This window comes from Algibacter amylolyticus (genome assembly GCF_014202225.1).
GTDB lineage: Bacteria > Bacteroidota > Bacteroidia > Flavobacteriales > Flavobacteriaceae > Algibacter_B > Algibacter_B amylolyticus.
Genome location: NZ_JACHGE010000001.1, coordinates 372,222 through 389,012, shown reverse-complemented (window position 1 = coordinate 389,012; position 16,791 = coordinate 372,222). Strand labels below are relative to the sequence as shown.

Annotated in this window: 14 protein-coding genes; 5 read left to right on the top strand and 9 right to left on the bottom strand. The window is 33.2% G+C overall.

Annotation, left to right across the window (positions count from 1 at the left end):
* From HNQ90_RS01695 to HNQ90_RS01665, 7 genes are all read right to left on the bottom strand, one after another.
* Nucleotides 1-1,773, bottom strand: a complete 1,773-nt coding sequence (locus tag HNQ90_RS01695; protein ID WP_144114923.1) for a BatD family protein — start codon at nt 1,771-1,773, stop codon at nt 1-3.
* 115 nt (nt 1,774-1,888) lie between these two features.
* The gene (locus HNQ90_RS01690) at nt 1,889-2,743 is read right to left on the bottom strand and encodes a tetratricopeptide repeat protein (protein WP_144114922.1); all 855 of its coding nucleotides are present in this window, start codon (nt 2,741-2,743) and stop codon (nt 1,889-1,891) included.
* Between the two features lie 100 nt (nt 2,744-2,843).
* Nucleotides 2,844-3,881, bottom strand: coding sequence for a vWA domain-containing protein (locus HNQ90_RS01685; protein WP_144114921.1), 1,038 nt, complete (start codon nt 3,879-3,881; stop codon nt 2,844-2,846).
* Between the two features lie 118 nt (nt 3,882-3,999).
* Nucleotides 4,000-5,004: a vWA domain-containing protein gene (locus HNQ90_RS01680; RefSeq protein ID WP_144114920.1), complete on the bottom strand. Its 1,005-nt coding sequence runs from the start codon at nt 5,002-5,004 to the stop codon at nt 4,000-4,002.
* Nucleotides 5,004-6,662: a BatD family protein gene (locus HNQ90_RS01675; RefSeq protein ID WP_241678310.1), complete on the bottom strand. Its 1,659-nt coding sequence runs from the start codon at nt 6,660-6,662 to the stop codon at nt 5,004-5,006. The genes HNQ90_RS01680 and HNQ90_RS01675 overlap by 1 nt, the downstream gene beginning before the upstream one ends.
* Nucleotides 6,663-6,677: 15 nt before the next feature.
* Nucleotides 6,678-7,544: a DUF58 domain-containing protein gene (locus HNQ90_RS01670; protein WP_144114919.1), complete on the bottom strand. Its 867-nt coding sequence runs from the start codon at nt 7,542-7,544 to the stop codon at nt 6,678-6,680.
* Between the two features lie 114 nt (nt 7,545-7,658).
* Complete coding sequence (locus HNQ90_RS01665; RefSeq protein WP_144115555.1) at nt 7,659-8,660, bottom strand: AAA family ATPase; 1,002 nt, start codon at nt 8,658-8,660, stop codon at nt 7,659-7,661.
* A gap of 251 nt (nt 8,661-8,911) precedes the next feature.
* On the opposite strand from HNQ90_RS01665, the gene HNQ90_RS01660 reads away from it, so the two are divergent.
* From HNQ90_RS01660 to HNQ90_RS01640, 5 genes are all read left to right on the top strand, one after another.
* Nucleotides 8,912-9,661, top strand: a complete 750-nt coding sequence (locus HNQ90_RS01660; protein ID WP_144114918.1) for an SDR family NAD(P)-dependent oxidoreductase — start codon at nt 8,912-8,914, stop codon at nt 9,659-9,661.
* Nucleotides 9,662-9,898: 237 nt separating this feature from the next.
* Nucleotides 9,899-11,131, top strand: a complete 1,233-nt coding sequence (locus HNQ90_RS01655) for a cadherin repeat domain-containing protein (protein ID WP_144114917.1) — start codon at nt 9,899-9,901, stop codon at nt 11,129-11,131.
* Between the two features lie 88 nt (nt 11,132-11,219).
* Nucleotides 11,220-12,353 carry an ATP-binding protein gene (locus HNQ90_RS01650; RefSeq protein ID WP_144114916.1) on the top strand — a complete coding sequence of 378 codons (1,134 nt, stop codon included), beginning with the start codon at nt 11,220-11,222 and terminating at the stop codon, nt 12,351-12,353.
* 229 nt (nt 12,354-12,582) lie between these two features.
* Entirely contained in the window at nt 12,583-13,026 is a 444-nt protein-coding gene (locus tag HNQ90_RS01645) for a lipocalin family protein (protein ID WP_144114915.1), read from the top strand.
* A gap of 150 nt (nt 13,027-13,176) precedes the next feature.
* The gene (locus tag HNQ90_RS01640; protein ID WP_144114914.1) at nt 13,177-13,575 is read left to right on the top strand and encodes a hypothetical protein; all 399 of its coding nucleotides are present in this window, start codon (nt 13,177-13,179) and stop codon (nt 13,573-13,575) included.
* Between the two features lie 424 nt (nt 13,576-13,999).
* On the opposite strand, the gene HNQ90_RS01635 is transcribed toward HNQ90_RS01640, so the two are convergent.
* Nucleotides 14,000-15,190 carry a DUF1501 domain-containing protein gene (locus HNQ90_RS01635; protein ID WP_144114913.1) on the bottom strand — a complete coding sequence of 397 codons (1,191 nt, stop codon included), beginning with the start codon at nt 15,188-15,190 and terminating at the stop codon, nt 14,000-14,002.
* 2 nt (nt 15,191-15,192) lie between these two features.
* On the bottom strand, nt 15,193-16,584 hold the full coding sequence (locus tag HNQ90_RS01630) for a DUF1800 domain-containing protein (protein WP_144114912.1): 1,392 nt from the start codon (nt 16,582-16,584) through the stop codon (nt 15,193-15,195).
* Between the last annotated feature and the right edge of the window lie 207 nt (nt 16,585-16,791).

Sequence of the window (16,791 nt, the reverse complement as noted above, 5' to 3'; positions counted from 1 at the left end):
TTAACGTGCTTGTTTATCGATTAATGAAATAGTTTTTGCCGCCTTATCGTAATCCTCTTGCATAGTCACAATATCAATTGGTGTATATCGGGCTAACTCACAACTTTCTAAAATCCCTTCAAAATCTTTTATAACGCTTTCTTCTACGCATTTTTCGGCCAATAAACTCTTAATTTTATCTTTACTAAGTTCGTTAGTTTCAATTTGTAACTTCGCCTTTAAATAATTATGTAACGCTTTTTCTAAGGCAATATAAAATGCTTCTTTTTTACCTAAAGCCTTTTTCGCATTGCTTAAATATTTACGAGCAAGCTTATTGGCTTTTCTAATTTTATTACCAGATACATCGGCATCTCGTGTTGCCTTCTTTTTACGAATTATTATAGCCAAAGGAATTGCTAAAAATGGTAAAAGCAGTAAGCCCCAAAACGTGCTAGACTTAAAAAAGTATTTTGGCTTTACAGCCGAAAAGTTAGTTTTTGTTTTTATAAATGCAAACTGATCGTTATTTAAAACTACAGCCTGCTTATTACTATTGGCCGCTTGATTAGCATTAGATGCTACTGCGTTGTTTGACGGACCATTTAGCACATTAATAACAATTTCGTTAGATGTGAGCCTTTTATAACTCTTGGATTTTAAATCGAAATACGAAAATGAAATACTTGGTATAGGGTACTTACCTTTAAACTGAGGCACTACAGTATAACTATCTGAAATACTACCTTGCATACCAGATAAATTAGTAGTAACATCCTCTTTATGTTCTGGCTCGTATACTTCTAACGAGCTTGGTAACGATATTTTAGGAAGCTTAAATAGTTTTAAATTTCCGTTACCAGACACTTTTACGCTTAACAGCAAGGACTCTGTGGCATCTAACTCTGTTTTAGAAGAAGACACATTAAGTTTAAAATCGCCAACAGCACCTGTAAAATCTGCCGGTTTACCTTCTTCTGGCAATCCTTTTACATTAATGGTTTGGTTACCTGCCGAAACGGTTCGGTTAACACGCGTCATTAATAAACTACCAAAAATATCCCGCCTGTTTGAAGGCACACGCATAGAAAGATCTAAGGTTAATGGCTCGATATTTAATTTTCCTGTTTTTTGAGGATATAAAACCGTTTTTCTTAACACTAAATAGCGATAATCTTCGCCGTTATACGTTCCGTTTTGAACTTTTTGACCTTGCGTATTTATATTCTGGCTCCAAAAATCGTTATACCTAGGCGAATCGATTTCATTCCAATTATCCACCGCTATTTTAGGCGACACATAAAGCTTATACACAACTGTAATAGCCTCGTTAAGGTATGGGTTTGTTTTAGATATTTCGGCAACTAAATGTATGTTTTCTGAAGCTAAATAATTAGGGTCGTTAGGATCCTTAGGAATATCTACTGCAGCTGTAACCTCTATTTTTAAAGGTGTTGTTTTAAAGGTTTCACCATCAATAGTTATAGTAGCTTGAGAAATTGTAAAACTTCCGCGCTTTTTAGGGGCTAAAAAATAAGAGTATGTTTTTTTAAATGATCGTTTACCATTAATCCACGAATTACTTACCGATTGGTTTGGGCCACCTACAACGGTAAATCCATTAAAATCTGGCGGATTAAAGTTATCGCCATCTTGATTCATTTCAAAATCAATACGCAGGCGCTCGTTAATCCCTAATTTGGTTTTACTAGGTTTTGCATCAAACTTTACTTGCGCCGAAGCAAGTGTTGAAACCAATATGAGTAATATGTATAAATGTTTTATAATTTTCATTTGTATTAAATTGAGATGCTTAGGCTGTGCCTCTTGCACGACAAAATGATTTTAATTTATTCTTTTTAATACCTACAAGGTTTTTAAAATCTTGCACTAAACTTATAGCTCAAACCTACCAATCTTTATCGGTTTTAATTTTAACACCTTTTTGTTTTTCGGCATTCATTTTTTCTTGAACTTTTTGTTCTTGATTATTCATGGCTTCTAACAAACTTTTAATTTGCTGAGGCGATAATTGTCCTGGTTGCTGTTGTGGCTTTTTATTTTCTTCTTTCTCCTTATCGCCATCCTTTCCTTTATCTTTTTCATCTTCCTTTTCATCTTTAGGCTTACCATCTTCATCTTTCTCGTCTTCACCTTCTTTTTTATCGTCGTCGCCCTCGTCCTTTTTATCCTCTTTATCTTCGCCCTCTTTATCTTTATTATCCTGGTTTTCCTTTTGGTCTTTGTTCTCTTTATTTTCGTCTTTGTTATCTTTATCTTCCTTATTCTGGTCGTCTTGCTGCTGTTGTTGTTCTGCACAAACTTTCGCTACACCTAAATTGTAACGGGTTTCATTATCGGAAGGATTGTTTCTTAATGCATTTTTATAAGCCTCAACCGCTTCTTTACACTTTTCGTTTTGCATTAAAATGTTTCCAATATTATGAAACGCTTTATGTTTTTCAGACTTTGTACTTGCTGTTTTTACAGCTTGTTCTAAACGATATAATGCCTCGTTAAAATTACCACTTTTGTAATACGATGTGCCTAAATTATATGCTCCTGTGGCTCCTGTTGGTTGTTCGGAAATTGCTTTACGATAAGCCATTTCTGCCGAAACAAAATCTTCACTATCAATTAGCTCATTGCCTTCATAAACAAAATTATTAGCCTTTTTTGCAGCCAATAGCAACGCTTCGTTTTCTTCTTGCGAAAAAGAAAAAATCGAAGTTAATGTTATTATGATAAGAATTATATGCTTCATTTTTTATTTCTAAATTATAGAATCTTATGTGTTTTTGGCGTTAAAAAAATTATAAAAAATAGTACGACTTCAATTAATGAGATTCACGCTTTCGCGGAAATTAAAAATTTTCATTAAATAAATTCAACTTCTTTAACCAGCCTGTTTTTCTTTCTAATAGTAAAACATCTAATAATAAAAAGAAAATTCCGAAACCTAAAAACCATTGAAACTGATCTTTAAAATCTGCAAATTCTTTAGCTTCAAACTCCGTTTTATCCATGGTATTTAATATCTCACGAATCTTCTCAACCACATCGTTTGTGTTTTTACCATTAATGTAAACACCGTTAGCTTCTGATGCTATATTTTCTAACGTTTCTTCGTTTAGTTTTGTAATTACCGTTTCGCCTTGGCTATCTTTTTTATAACTTAAAACTACACCGTTTCTTTTTTCTGGAATTGGTCCTCCTTTTACATCGCCAACACCAATGGTGAAAATTCTAATACCTTCCTCGCTAGCTTCTTCTGCAACCACAGCTGCTTGTTCGCTATGATCCTCGCCATCGGAAATTATTATAAGTACACGATTGGTTTGCTCCTCGTTATCAAAATAGGTTTTAGCCAATTTAATAGCTTCGTTAATGGCGGTACCTTGCGATGATAGCATATCGGTGTTCATGCTTTGTAAAAACATTTTAGCCGATGCATAATCTGTTGTAATTGGCAGTTGCGGAAACGCTTTTCCGGCATAAGCAATAATACCCACACGGTCGCTTGCCAAATTATTTATAATTTGAGTAACTAATTGTTTAGATTTTTCTAATCGGTTTGGAGCAATATCTTCTGCCAACATACTTTTGGAAACATCGACTGCAAACACAATATCGACACCTTCTCGCTTAACCGTTTCAAGTTTTGTACCAATTTTAGGATTTACTAAAGCAATTGTTAAACATAAAAATGCTAAACTTAACACGATGATTTTTAAAACGGATTTAAAAACAGATCTATTCGGACTTAATCGCTTAAGTAATGCGGCATCAGCAAACTTTTTCTGTGTTCTATACCTCCAAAATTGAAGTACCAAAAAGAGCAGGATTATTACTGGAATAACTCCTAATGTCCAAAACCATATTTTTTCTTCTAATTGAAACATTTTATTGTTTAGTTGTTTGTCGCGGATTTGTTTAAATCTGTTTCCACGAATTCACTAATATTTTTATTCTTAGAGTTCTCTTTTTATGATTTCCGCTTTGGCGGAAATAAAAAAACATCTAAATAAAACTTCTAAAAACGGTGTAACGCAATAGTAACTCCATTAGAAGTAACAAGCCTGCAAGAATCACTAATGGTCTAAATTTTTCTTCGTAATTATAATATTTAAACTCTTCGATTTCTGTTTTTTCTAGCTTATTTATTTCTTCGTAAATCTCTTCAAGCTTTTTATTATTGGTAGCTCTAAAATATTTACCACCTGTAACCTCAGCGATTTCTTTTAGCAACTCTTCATCAATTTCCACTTGAATTCGTCCATATTGAAAATTACCGTTTGGTAAAATAGCCACTGGCGATAATGCCATTCCATTGGTTCCTAAACCTATGGTGTATGTTTTAATACCATACTCGACAGCCAACTCACTTGCAATTTTAGGATCTATAAATCCGGAGTTATTTACACCATCGGTTAATAAAATAATAACTTTACTTGATGCTTTACTATCCTTTAATCTATTTACCGAAGTAGCTAAACCCATGCCTATAGCAGTTCCGCCTTCAATAATGTTATTGTATTTAATGCTTTTAAGCGAACGTAATACAATAGACTTATCGCTAGTAATTGGTGTTTTGGTATAACTCTCGCCAGCGTACTCAACCAAACCTATTCTATCGTTTGGTCTGCCTTTAATAAACTCTGAGGCTACTTTTTTTAAAGCTTCTAATCTATTTGGCGATAAATCTTTAGCCAGCATACTTGCCGAAACATCAATAGCCATAACAATATCTATACCTCTGGTGGTTTTGGTTTTTGTAGACACATCTACCGATTGTGGTCTTGCTAGTGCCATTATTATAAGGGCTAATGCCAATAAGCGTAATCCAAACAACAAATGCCTAAGTTTTGGTAACCACGAACTGGTTACTTTAAAACCTTTTAAACTTGATATTTTAAGTTCGGCTGTTTGTTTTTTATTTTTTAAAATGTACCATAGTACAACCAATGGAAGTACTAACAGCAACCAGAAAAATTCTTTATTTACAAATTCAATACCTTCTAACATTATTCTTCCGCAGGTTTAAGTTCGACTGAATTTAAAATACGATCTACCATTTGTTCGGCATAAACATCTTGTTCTTTATAAAAAAGCATGACTTGTTGCACCACGCTTTCTGCGGTAAATCCTAAAATAACATATTTACCTTTTTCAAGTTTATCGGTTCCTAAAACAGGTGAATCCATAGTACCATAAACCTTTAATCCTTCGGCACCATTTGGTGTTACAAACTTTTCGTTTTTAGTAATTATATTTTGTGCTCCAGCATTTTCAAACACTTTTAATGTGCCTTCCATAGCCTGCTCCAAATTAATTTTATTCTCGCCTAAATTTTTAATGTTTGTGGTGGCAACTTGTATTTGAAATTTATCAATTAAGCTTCCGTAGCTAAATTGCGTTAATTCTATTTGTTGCGCCATTTCTTCTGGCAATTCTGGCGTGCTTCGTTTTAAAACTTTAGGTGTAGAAATGGTAATTGGTGGAAAACCGTATTCACTGCGCACCCAATCGCCCTCTAAAAGCTCCTTACTATCATGACCAATTATGGTATCTTTTACTAAATCGAATCCATATTTTAAAGACAACCCAGTTAAGGTTGCAAGTAATAAAAACACACTAATACCAACCGTTAGCCAGATCTTTTTACGTTTCTTTTTACGTTCTTGCTCTTCTCTATATTTTTCGTCTAGAAGTTTTTCTTCCTCGGTAGGTTCTGGCAATGCTTCTTTTACATGATCAATTTCAACATCTATGGTGTCTCTATCAATTTTAGCTAACTCGATATCTGGAGCAGATTTTGCAAATTTTACTAAATCGGCACGTTTTAAGATGTCTTCTAAATTCTTGATATCATCTTTACTTAAATCGACTTGATTGCCTTGTTTTAGTATTTTTAATCTTGTAATTAGCTCGTCGGTGGTACTTTCTAAAGCTTTATCGTATACTTTTTCGTCAAGATATTTTCTAATAATAAAAGTTAACTCTGAGTAATAATCCTTTAAATTTTGATTTTCTAAATACGTGCTTTCATCCAACTTACGAATTGCTAATTTTGCTCTATCATAAGGTGGTAATAAGGCTATTTTTTCATCTTCCGTTAACGGCTTTTTTCGCCAAATAAACCAATATAATAAAAACGCTAATACACCTATAACTAGTACGGTTAGCAATAGATACTTCCACCAATCGCTCCCGCTTTTTTCTACAGCAATAATGGGTTTAATATCGTATAAACCTTGTGTGGTGTCTACCACAACATTATTAACCTCAACCTTTAACGAATCGGTAAAAAAGGTTTTATCTCCAACAATTATTTTTTGCCTCGGAATGGTGTAAGACCCAGAATCAAATTGGGTTAATCCGTATTTTTTAATTAGGTTGTATTTATCGATTTTCTTAAGGGTATCAATTTCATAGGATTCAATCATTTCTAAAGGCGAAAAAGTTTGCCCTTCTGGAAAAACCACTAAAGCGGTAGAGTCTGCTTCAACTTGAACGTAATAAGTAATTTGCTCACCAATTTTGATTGAAGTAGAATCGATGGTTGATGAAACTTGACCTGATGAAATAAGAGAAAACAGAATAAAGAATATAGAAAAAAAGACCGAAGACGGAAGTCCGATGACGGTGTGTTTTCTATTCATATATCGTAAATCGTTATTCATAAATTGTAAATCTTTTTATCCTCTTCTTTTAAAATAGCCCAAAAGCTTTTTTACATAACTTTCGTCTACACGACAATCTATAGCGCCTGCACCAGATTTTGTAAAGCTATCCTTGTAATACGCTACTTTTTGGTTATAGAACTTCCCGTAATTAATTCGCACTTTTTTTGAAGATGTATTTACTAGCATGAGTTCGCCAGTTTCCTCATCTTGCATTTGTACTATACCTAAATTTGGAATTTCTTCTTCTCGCTTATCGTAAACCCGAATACCTGTAACATCGTGTTTTCCAGAAACAATTTTCATGGTTTGCTTATAATCGTCTGCAATAAAATCTGAAAGCACAAATACAATGGCTTTCTTTTTCATGACGTTTTGCAAAAACTTTAAAGCCTCGGCAAAATTTGTAAGCTTACTTTCTGGCTTAAACTCTATAAGCTCTCGAATAATACGTAGTACATGCGATCGACCTTTTTTAGGCGGAATATAAAGCTCTACTTTATCCGAAAATAATATGAGTCCTATTTTATCGTTATTCTGTGTTGCCGAAAACGCTAAAGTTGCAGCAATTTCGGTAACCACTTCGTTTTTAAATTGCTGGTTTGTACCAAACAACTCAGACCCCGAAACATCTACCATAAGCATCATGGTGAGTTCGCGTTCTTCTTCAAAAACTTTTACGTAAGGTTCGTTATAACGTGCGGTAACATTCCAGTCTATATTTCTAACATCATCGCCAAATTGATACTGACGCACCTCACTAAAAGTCATACCACGACCTTTGAAGGTGGAATGGTATTCTCCTCCAAAAATATGATCAGACAAACGGCGTGTCTTAATCTCAATTTTTCGTACTTTTTTTAGTAATTCTTTAGTATCCATCTATTCAGTAAACAGTTTTCAGTCGCAGTAATCAGTTATCAATAAACCGTTAAGTTTTTTTAGTATTCAGTTGAGTAAGCAACTGCTCACTGAAACTGAATACTGGAAACTCATTTATGGTACCTCTATTTCGTTTACTATTTTGTTTATAATATCTATTGAAGTAATATTTTCTGCTTCGGCTTCGTAAGTAATTCCAATTCTGTGTCTTAACACATCATAAACTACAGCACGAACATCTTCAGGAATTACATACCCACGACGCTTAATAAAGGCATAACATTTTGCCGCTGTTGCTAAGTTTATACTACCACGAGGTGATGCTCCAAATGAAATTAATGGTTTTAAATCTGGAAGTCTAAATTTTTCAGGATAACGTGTAGCAAAAATAATATCTAAAATATATTTTTCTATTTTTTCATCCATATAAACCTCTCGAACAGCGTCTTGCGCTCTAAGAATCTGTGCTATAGACACTACTGGGTTTACCTTCTCCCAAGCCCCTTTTAAATTGGCACGCATAATTAATTGTTCTTCGTCAATTTTTGGATAATCAATAACTGTTTTTAGCATAAAACGATCCACCTGTGCTTCTGGTAAAGGATAAGTTCCTTCCTGCTCAACCGGATTCATAGTTGCCATTACTAAAAATGGCTTATCTAACTTAAAGGTTTCATCACCAATAGTTACCTGTTTTTCTTGCATAGCTTCTAAAAGTGCCGATTGCACTTTAGCTGGCGCTCTATTTATCTCATCTGCTAAGACAAAATTTGCAAATATTGGTCCTTTTTTAATTGAAAAATCATTAACCTTCATGTTGTAGATTAATGTTCCTGTAACATCTGCAGGTAATAAATCTGGAGTAAACTGTATTCTACTAAAGCTACCATCTACAGCCTGTGCCAAAGTATTAATTGCTAAAGTTTTTGCTAAACCCGGAACACCTTCAAGCAAAATATGCCCTTGCCCCAGTAAACCAATTAACAAACGTTCTACCATGTGTTTTTGACCTACGATGACTTTATTCATTTCTAGCATCAGTAAATCAACAAAAGCACTTTCTTTTTCAATTTTCTCGTTAATTGACTTAATATCAATTGTACTGGTTTCTTCCATCATTTTTTGTTTTATTATAAATCCAAAAATACAGTAGTTATTTTCGGTTTGCAAAGTGTTAAAATTTTTGATGATACCATGTTAAAAAATGGTTAAAAATTTTAAGGAAACCCAATGTTTACACCATTTAACAATTAATTATTATAAGTTTATCTTAAATAGTTAAAGCATCCTAACTTATATCTTTTAAAAAGCTTCTATTTTATAATGGCTTTTAAGTATTTTTAGGGTTGAGATAAATAACACATTACATGAAAAAAACAGCACTAATTACTGGAGCTACAAGCGGAATTGGAGAAGCTACCGCTTATGAATTTGCAAAGCAAGGCATTAACCTGGTGCTTTGCGGCAGACGCTTACAAAGACTAAAAACCATTCAGAAAGCATTAGCACGATTAACCGATGTTCATATTTTAAATTTTGATGTTCGCGATAAGGATGCAACGTTTAAAGCTATTGAAAACCTTCCGAAAGATTTTAAAACTATTGATATTTTAATAAACAATGCGGGTAACGCTCATGGTTTAGACCCTATACAAACAGGAAGTATAGACGATTGGGACGCCATGATGGATATTAATGTTAAAGGTTTGCTATACGTTAGTAAAGCCATAATACCACAAATGACGGAGCGTAAATCTGGCCAAATTATAAATATTGGATCGTCGGCTGGTAAAGAAGTGTATCCAAAAGGCAATGTGTATTGCGCTAGTAAACACGCTGTTTTAGCCATTACTGAAGGTATGCGTATTGATTTAAACCCGTTTGGCATTAAAGTAGGCTCCATTAATCCTGGCTTGGTAGAAACCGAATTTTCTAAAGTACGCTTTAAAGGCGATGCTGTTGCAGATAATGTTTACACAGGTTTTAAAGCCTTACAAGCAAAAGACATTGCAGAGATTATTTATTTTGCTATTTCTAGACCACCACATGTTAATATTGCAGATTTATTGGTGTTTCCTACGGCTCAAGCTAATTCTACTACCGTAAAAAAGGAATAACAGTAAAAAAAAAACATTTTAATGAAGCGTCTAAACTTTTAAAAGATAAAGAAACCTATTTAATTCTATAAACTAACATTAGATATATTATACTTATTATCATAACTTTACCATGCATTAACCTATAAATTAAAACTAAATATTTGCTCCTTTTCTAACATATAGAGTTTAAACTAAAGTATTCGTTAATAAATACATTTAATTATACTAAACATAGTGCTCAATAAATTCTTAATTATGAAAAACAGTCTAAAACCTTCAAGCTTTTTTATTTTAATAATTTTATTATTTACATGCTCTTGTGGCAGCGACGACGATTCTAGTGCCAGCAATAAAATAATCGTTAAAAACCTAGTTACTAATTTTGATGAAAACCCAACTTTAAATGCTAGTATAGGCACAATTCAAGCAACAAGCAATTATACATTAAGCTTTAGCATAAGTTCTCAAACACCTGCTGGAGCATTAAAAATTAATCCTAGTACAGGTGAGTTATCAGTAGCAGATACTGCGGTTTTTGATTTTGAAACTAATCAGATTATAAACGCTGTAATATCGATTAGCGACAAAAACGATTCAGCAAGTGCAATAGTAACAATTAACATTAATGATCTTGATGATACAATAAGCGTTGAAAACCTAGTTACTAACTTTGATGAAAACCCAATAACGGATGCTGTTATTGCAACTATTCAAGCCACTAGCACTAAAACTTTAAGTTTTACTATAAGCTCTCAAACACCTGATGGAGCATTAAAAATTAACCCAAGTACAGGTGAGTTATCCGTAGCAGATCCTGTAATTTTTGATTTTGAAACCAACCCAATAATAAGCGCCTCAATTTCTATTATTGATGCAATTGATACAGCAAGCGCTACCGCAACAATTAACCTTAACAACCTAGATGATATCGCATCTTTTTTAACCACCTCTCAAGCAGATTATTTAGCTGCTACGGATGGCACATGGATTATTATTGAAGAAGCAGAATATAATGTTCTAGCTAATAAATTAAATGCCGTTACTAAAGTAGCCACTTCCGATGATGATTATATAGCTTACGAAACTTCTAATCTCAACTCTCGCACATCCTTTACGGCTGCAAATAATGATGATTTAACAATGCCTAGTGGCAGCTATGTTTTTGCACTTAAAACTAATAACCATGCTGTAAGCACAACAAACAAAGTAAAACAATCAAGTACGAGCGTTTCAGACGGTTTTATCGATTTAGGCAACCCTTTACCAGCTAATGAAGTTGATACTACCAATTATTTTGTTTTAAAAGGAAGTAATTCACCAACTACCGATTTGGGTTACCTAGGAATACACGCCAACAACAGCCTTAAATACAAAAATATTACAGAGCGAAATGTTGTTACAGGACCGGGTGATGTTAACACTTTACCTAACTCAGCTAATCAAGTTGTTTTATATCAAGGCTTAAGCACAACCCAAAAACAATGGTAGCCACGAAAAAGATAACTTTTCAAAAAACTAAAATTACTTTAATTAAAGACCATCGCTTTCGCGGAAAAGAAAACCCGACCATTTTTAAATGATTAACAAACGCCTACTCATAAAACACTTACTTGCCCATAACGACGAGAATAGCTTTTATGATAAAAAGCGAAAAGTTGATATTAGCCATAAAGAAGGAAAAGCTAAGTTTTTAAAGCATGTCTGTGCCCTTTCTAATAGCAACCCTAAAAACAATTCGTATATAGTTATTGGTGTTGAAGATGAGGATAACACTATTATTGGTGTCGATTTTTTTGATGATAGTAAAATACAAAACCTCATTAATGCGTATTTGAGTCATCCGCCAATTGTGCAATATGAGAATATTCCGTTTCCTCACTTACCAGACGATAAAGTAGTTGGCTTAGTAACTATTAGACCTACAGGTAAAATAACATCTCTTAGAAAAAACATTTGGAAATACTATGGCGGCTCTGTCTTTTTTAGAGATGGTAGTATGAGTATGCCTAAGGTTTTTGATATTGAAATTAAGGATGTAAATTCTAAAATAGTTGAAGCTATAGAAAACCATGCCCAAAACAATATAGAGCACACTCTAAATGGTGTTTTCCATTTTATGAATAGCCGTAAAGACTATAATGCACAATACAAAGTATTTAAAGAGTATTTTGTTGTATGTTGGGCAGGACATAAAAAGATAGTTAAAGAAAATACATTCTACTCCAGAGTGGATATAGAATTAATTAACGAACAGGTGCGTTTGTTTTTTTCGGCTTTAGACGAAGTTGCCATATCGATTAACGATGATAGCTTTAAAATTATTGAATACGTAAATCTGGGCCTTCAAAATTTAGCTAAATATTATCCTTTGGAAGAGACAATTATTAAGTTTGAAGATAATGCCAGTTACTCTATTGACACCCATTTGCTTTTTGAGCCTCCACAGTTTAATAAAAAAGATTTACACCATGTTTACAATACAAATAATGCCATTTTAGAAAAACTAAAAAAAGGTCAACCACTAACTGCCAGCGAAGACTTAGATTTAAAAAATCTACCATCAACTTACCTAATTTGTTACCTCAACTTATTTCATGAGGCCATAGACAAACTACACGAAGCCAAACCTTACATAAAGGCTTACAACAAGGAATATTACAACCTCTACAAGGAGTCTTTAAGAATTTTAAGAAAAGTTAAGTACAGCTAATTTCCTGCCTTAAGTGAAGCCTAAAAACCTAAACACGTAGGCTTACTTATTTCATAAAACCATGGCCTATTGTATATCTAACACATACAATAACCTTGAAAACCTTTGATTATCTAGATAAAACAAGCATGTTACATATGTGATATACTTTGTTACATATGTGATGTAAAGTCAACTGGTTAAGATATAATTTGCATGCAATTATTAACATAACTTACAAATTTAAAACATGAAAACAGTATTTAAAAACTACAAATTACTAGTCGTATTACTTTTAATGATATCATTTTGCGCTTGCTCTAGTGATGATAGCAAAGAAGACGAACCTACTGTAACAGAACTATTAGAAAATAAATGGTTTGCAATAGGATTTTGGGATACAACCACCGATCCTGAAACCTATGAAGAAGTGGATGATTGTGCTAGAAACATATATTATAATTTTTTAAGCGATGGCACATTATTGTCTCAGAACTATTTTCTTGATGCGGATGATGTCTGCGAATCTAGCGACATCGAAACCTACACCTACATTTTAAGCGCTGATGGAACGCAAGTTATTGTAGAATTTGAAGATGGCACATCAACCCTAATTATTACCGCTATTGATGATACTACTTTAGAACTTTATAATAAAGAGTTTCCAGAATTTAGATACGTATTTAACAAATAATCTCATTTTTAGAACACGTGAGCTGTTTATTCCTGCGGCATAAAGTGAAGTAACCCAACATGGTTCTATACAAACTACCATTAACAAAACTTATAATTAAAACATGAAAACAGTGCTTAAAAACTACAAATTACTAGTCGTATTGCTTTAATGACATCAGTTTGCGCTTGCTCTAGTGATGATAGTAAAGAAGATGAACCTACGGTAACAGAACTATTAGAAAATAAATGGTTTGTAGCAGGAGTTTGGGATACAACTACCGATCCTGAAACCTATGAAGAAGCGAACGATTGCACTATAAACTCACACTACAATTTTTTAAATGATGGTACATTATTAGTTCAGAACTATTTTCTTGATACAGACGATGTTTGCGAATCTAACGGCATCGTAACTTACATCTATATTTTGAGTGCTGATGGCACAAAAATTATTGTAGAATTTGACTACGGCACCACAACCAATATAATTATTGATTCTATTGACAATACAAGGTTAGAACTTCATAACGAAGAATATCCTGAATATAGGACTACATTAAGCAAATAACCTAGTATTATTTTTATAATTAGTTAGTCGAAAGCCCTAAATTTTATGTTTTATTAAAATTTGGGGTTTTTCCGTTTTATTAACATTAAAGCAACAATTTATAACGTTGGTTTTTATATATTTGTTATGCTATTAATCATTTAATTAAACCTTGCGCCCCAAATCGTTAAGATTGGTTCAAGGTTTTTTTTATGCCTAAATTTTCCATTAATTGTTTTAATGACGGCCTTTTGCAGATTTACCTGCGTTGGGGATTGCAGTGGATAGCCCGCAGCTATTCCGATGGAAATCGGGAGAGCAAGGACTTGCGGTCTTTCGTCTATGCTCAAGACAGACTTCAAACCCGACCGTCTGCTCTGGACATAGACGAACGGAGTGGTAACCTTCCTGACGGTAGGCAGGCTCCAAAAAAATTAAATGGATTTTAAATAAAATCTAACGGATTGAAGGATGTATTGAGTACCTTTTTATTATCTACTTCCAGCCATTTATCTAACACGGTGGCGTAAATAGTTCTAAAATCTATTTCAAATTTTAAATCGCCGTTATCGTCTAAATCACTTAAACTCGCCATAGTATTATACAACCCTTGTTTCTTTAAGTTTTCGCCAATTATAAATACATTGTTTGCTGTACCATGATCTGTACCAATACTAGCGTTTTGTTTTACACGGCGCCCAAATTCCGAAAAGGTTAAAATTAAGGTATCTTTAAACGTGTTATTATCTTTTAAATCTTCCACAAAAGCCTCTACACTTTCTGCATAATTACTTAATAATCGTTTCTGGGTATTTAATTGATTTACGTGTGTATCGAAACCGCCTAAAGAGGTATAAAACACCTTAGTTTCTATGCGCGAATTAATAAATTGTGCTGTGGTTTTCATCTGCTTTCCAAATTTATTATTTGGATATTCTTTTTTACTAGTAACGGTTTTACTGGTTTCGAAAATATACTTAGCTGAAGACTCCGCAGCAATCATAGATTTGTATAAATAACCCAAATTGTGCTCGCTTAAATGCGCATCGTTTTTATGCTTATGAATGTTTTTAAAATATGGATCTTTAGACAAGTTATAAAAAGCCTTTGCATCTTGTGTTGCAATGGCGTTAAACTGTTCGCCTTTCATGGCTAGGGATAAACTTTCGTCCACCTCGATAGCGCTGTGTGGTTGTTTTCCATAATGATCTAAATAACGACCAATCCATCCACTTTGCGAATATGTATTAGCGTCGGTAGCAGTTTGCCAAATATCCATAGACCTAAAATGAGATCGTATTGGGTTTGGGTACCCTACGTTATTAATAATAGATAAATAACCCTTATCGTACAGCCTTTTTAATGGCTTTAAACTAGAGTTTAAACCAACCTCATCGTTTAACTTAATAATGTCTTTTTGTGGAATTCCTAATGTAGGACGCGCTTTATAATACACATCGTTTCTGTAAGGAATAACAGTATTTAACCCATCATTACCTCCAGATAGCTGTATAATTACTAAACGTTTATAACCTAATTTACTACTTGCAACCTCCTCGAATGCTCTAACAAAACTAGGAACAAAAAATAGGCTACTTGCTAAAGACGACTGTTTTAAAAATTTTCTTCTGTCCATAATTAACACATTTGATATTCGGGTAACGACATGAGCTGCACACAGTATTCTTTTTTGGAGACTTTCTCTAAAGATTGCAAATACGCTTTTGCGCTTTCACTAACCTCGCACGCCAAGACATGTTTTTGAAAATCACTTATCGCAACATTTTTAAATTGTGTATTAAAATACTCCCAATTGGCAACTGTTTTAAATCGTTTACCATATTTTTTCTTAAAAGCCTCTTTTTTAGCCTGAGCATATTCATCAACCTCACCTAGTTTTTCTTTAGATATATAGGCATTATTTAATAATAACGATGGTAATTTTAAACGCAAAACAATAGTATTGCTATCTATCCAACTTTTACCACCTTTCCAACCAGCTACATTTGGTGGATTTAAAAGTATTTGACCCAATAGTTTTTGAATATATAAAAGTTGTTTCGGGTTTTTAAAATCTGTGGGCACTATGGTTTTAAGGCCTACTATAAATTCTATTGGCGACTTAATTTTTGAACCTATATTTTGATCATTATAAAACCAGCCAGATGTAAGCATATAACGCATTACATTCTCAATATTATAGTCTTTATAAAAAACATTAGCCATTTCATTAACATGATTTTCATCAATCAAATCATTTACAAAATAGCGGTATATCTTTCCGCATATATACTTAGCGCATTGTTTTTGCTCCAATATGATATCTATAATATCCTCGCCCGAAAAATTACCAGTTTTGCCAAAAAAGGTTTTTTCGCCATCATCATGTCTAGCCTTTCTAAATACAAAGTCTCCTTTTAAATTATGACTATAACCTGTGAATGCTTTAGCACTTTCTTTTATATCTTCTTCAGAATAATATCCAACCCCAAGTGTAAACAACTCCATTAATTCTCGAGCAAAGTTCTCGTTTGGCTTTTGCTTTTTATTTTGCTTTGTATTTAAATATTTTGTCATGGATGCTTCCTTAGAAACGGCGTTAACAAAAGCTCTAAAATCACCCAAAGCATGCTTTCTTAGCGTATTATTGAAGTTTTTTATATAAGAAATAGTACTATCCTCACAGACAAAATGGTTTGCCCAAAACAGGGTCATTTTTTCTCTTAATATCTCTGGAGTATTGGTAAGTCTATCTACCCAAGCAATATTAAATTCAATTTGTTTTTTACGACCTAATTGCTGAAGTTTTTTTCGAGTTTCAGAATCTAGTGTAGATTCCTTCTTTATAATACTACTATAAATTGCTGTTAATTCTGAAATATCAATTTCGAGTGGCGTGAATTTTTTTGAAGATTCAAACATCTCATTAATAATTGCTTTTTCGCTCTTTTTTGACAACTTATTTAAAGTTGCGGGTAAAATGCCAAAACCAATACGTCTGTATAAATGTTGTATATGTTTTGTTTTCATAAAGCGATAATATTAAGACATAAAACCTGTTAAGTAGCAACACGGTATACTCTTAGACCTAAGCCTGTTAAAATGGTTTAATCTGAAATATGAAGATACAAAAAAACCGTTTCAAGTTTGAAACGGTTTTTAAAAGAAAATATTTTATCAACTTTGCTCTAAAGCTTTACTTTACGGCACTAAAAATAGCTTTTTGTTATTACTAAA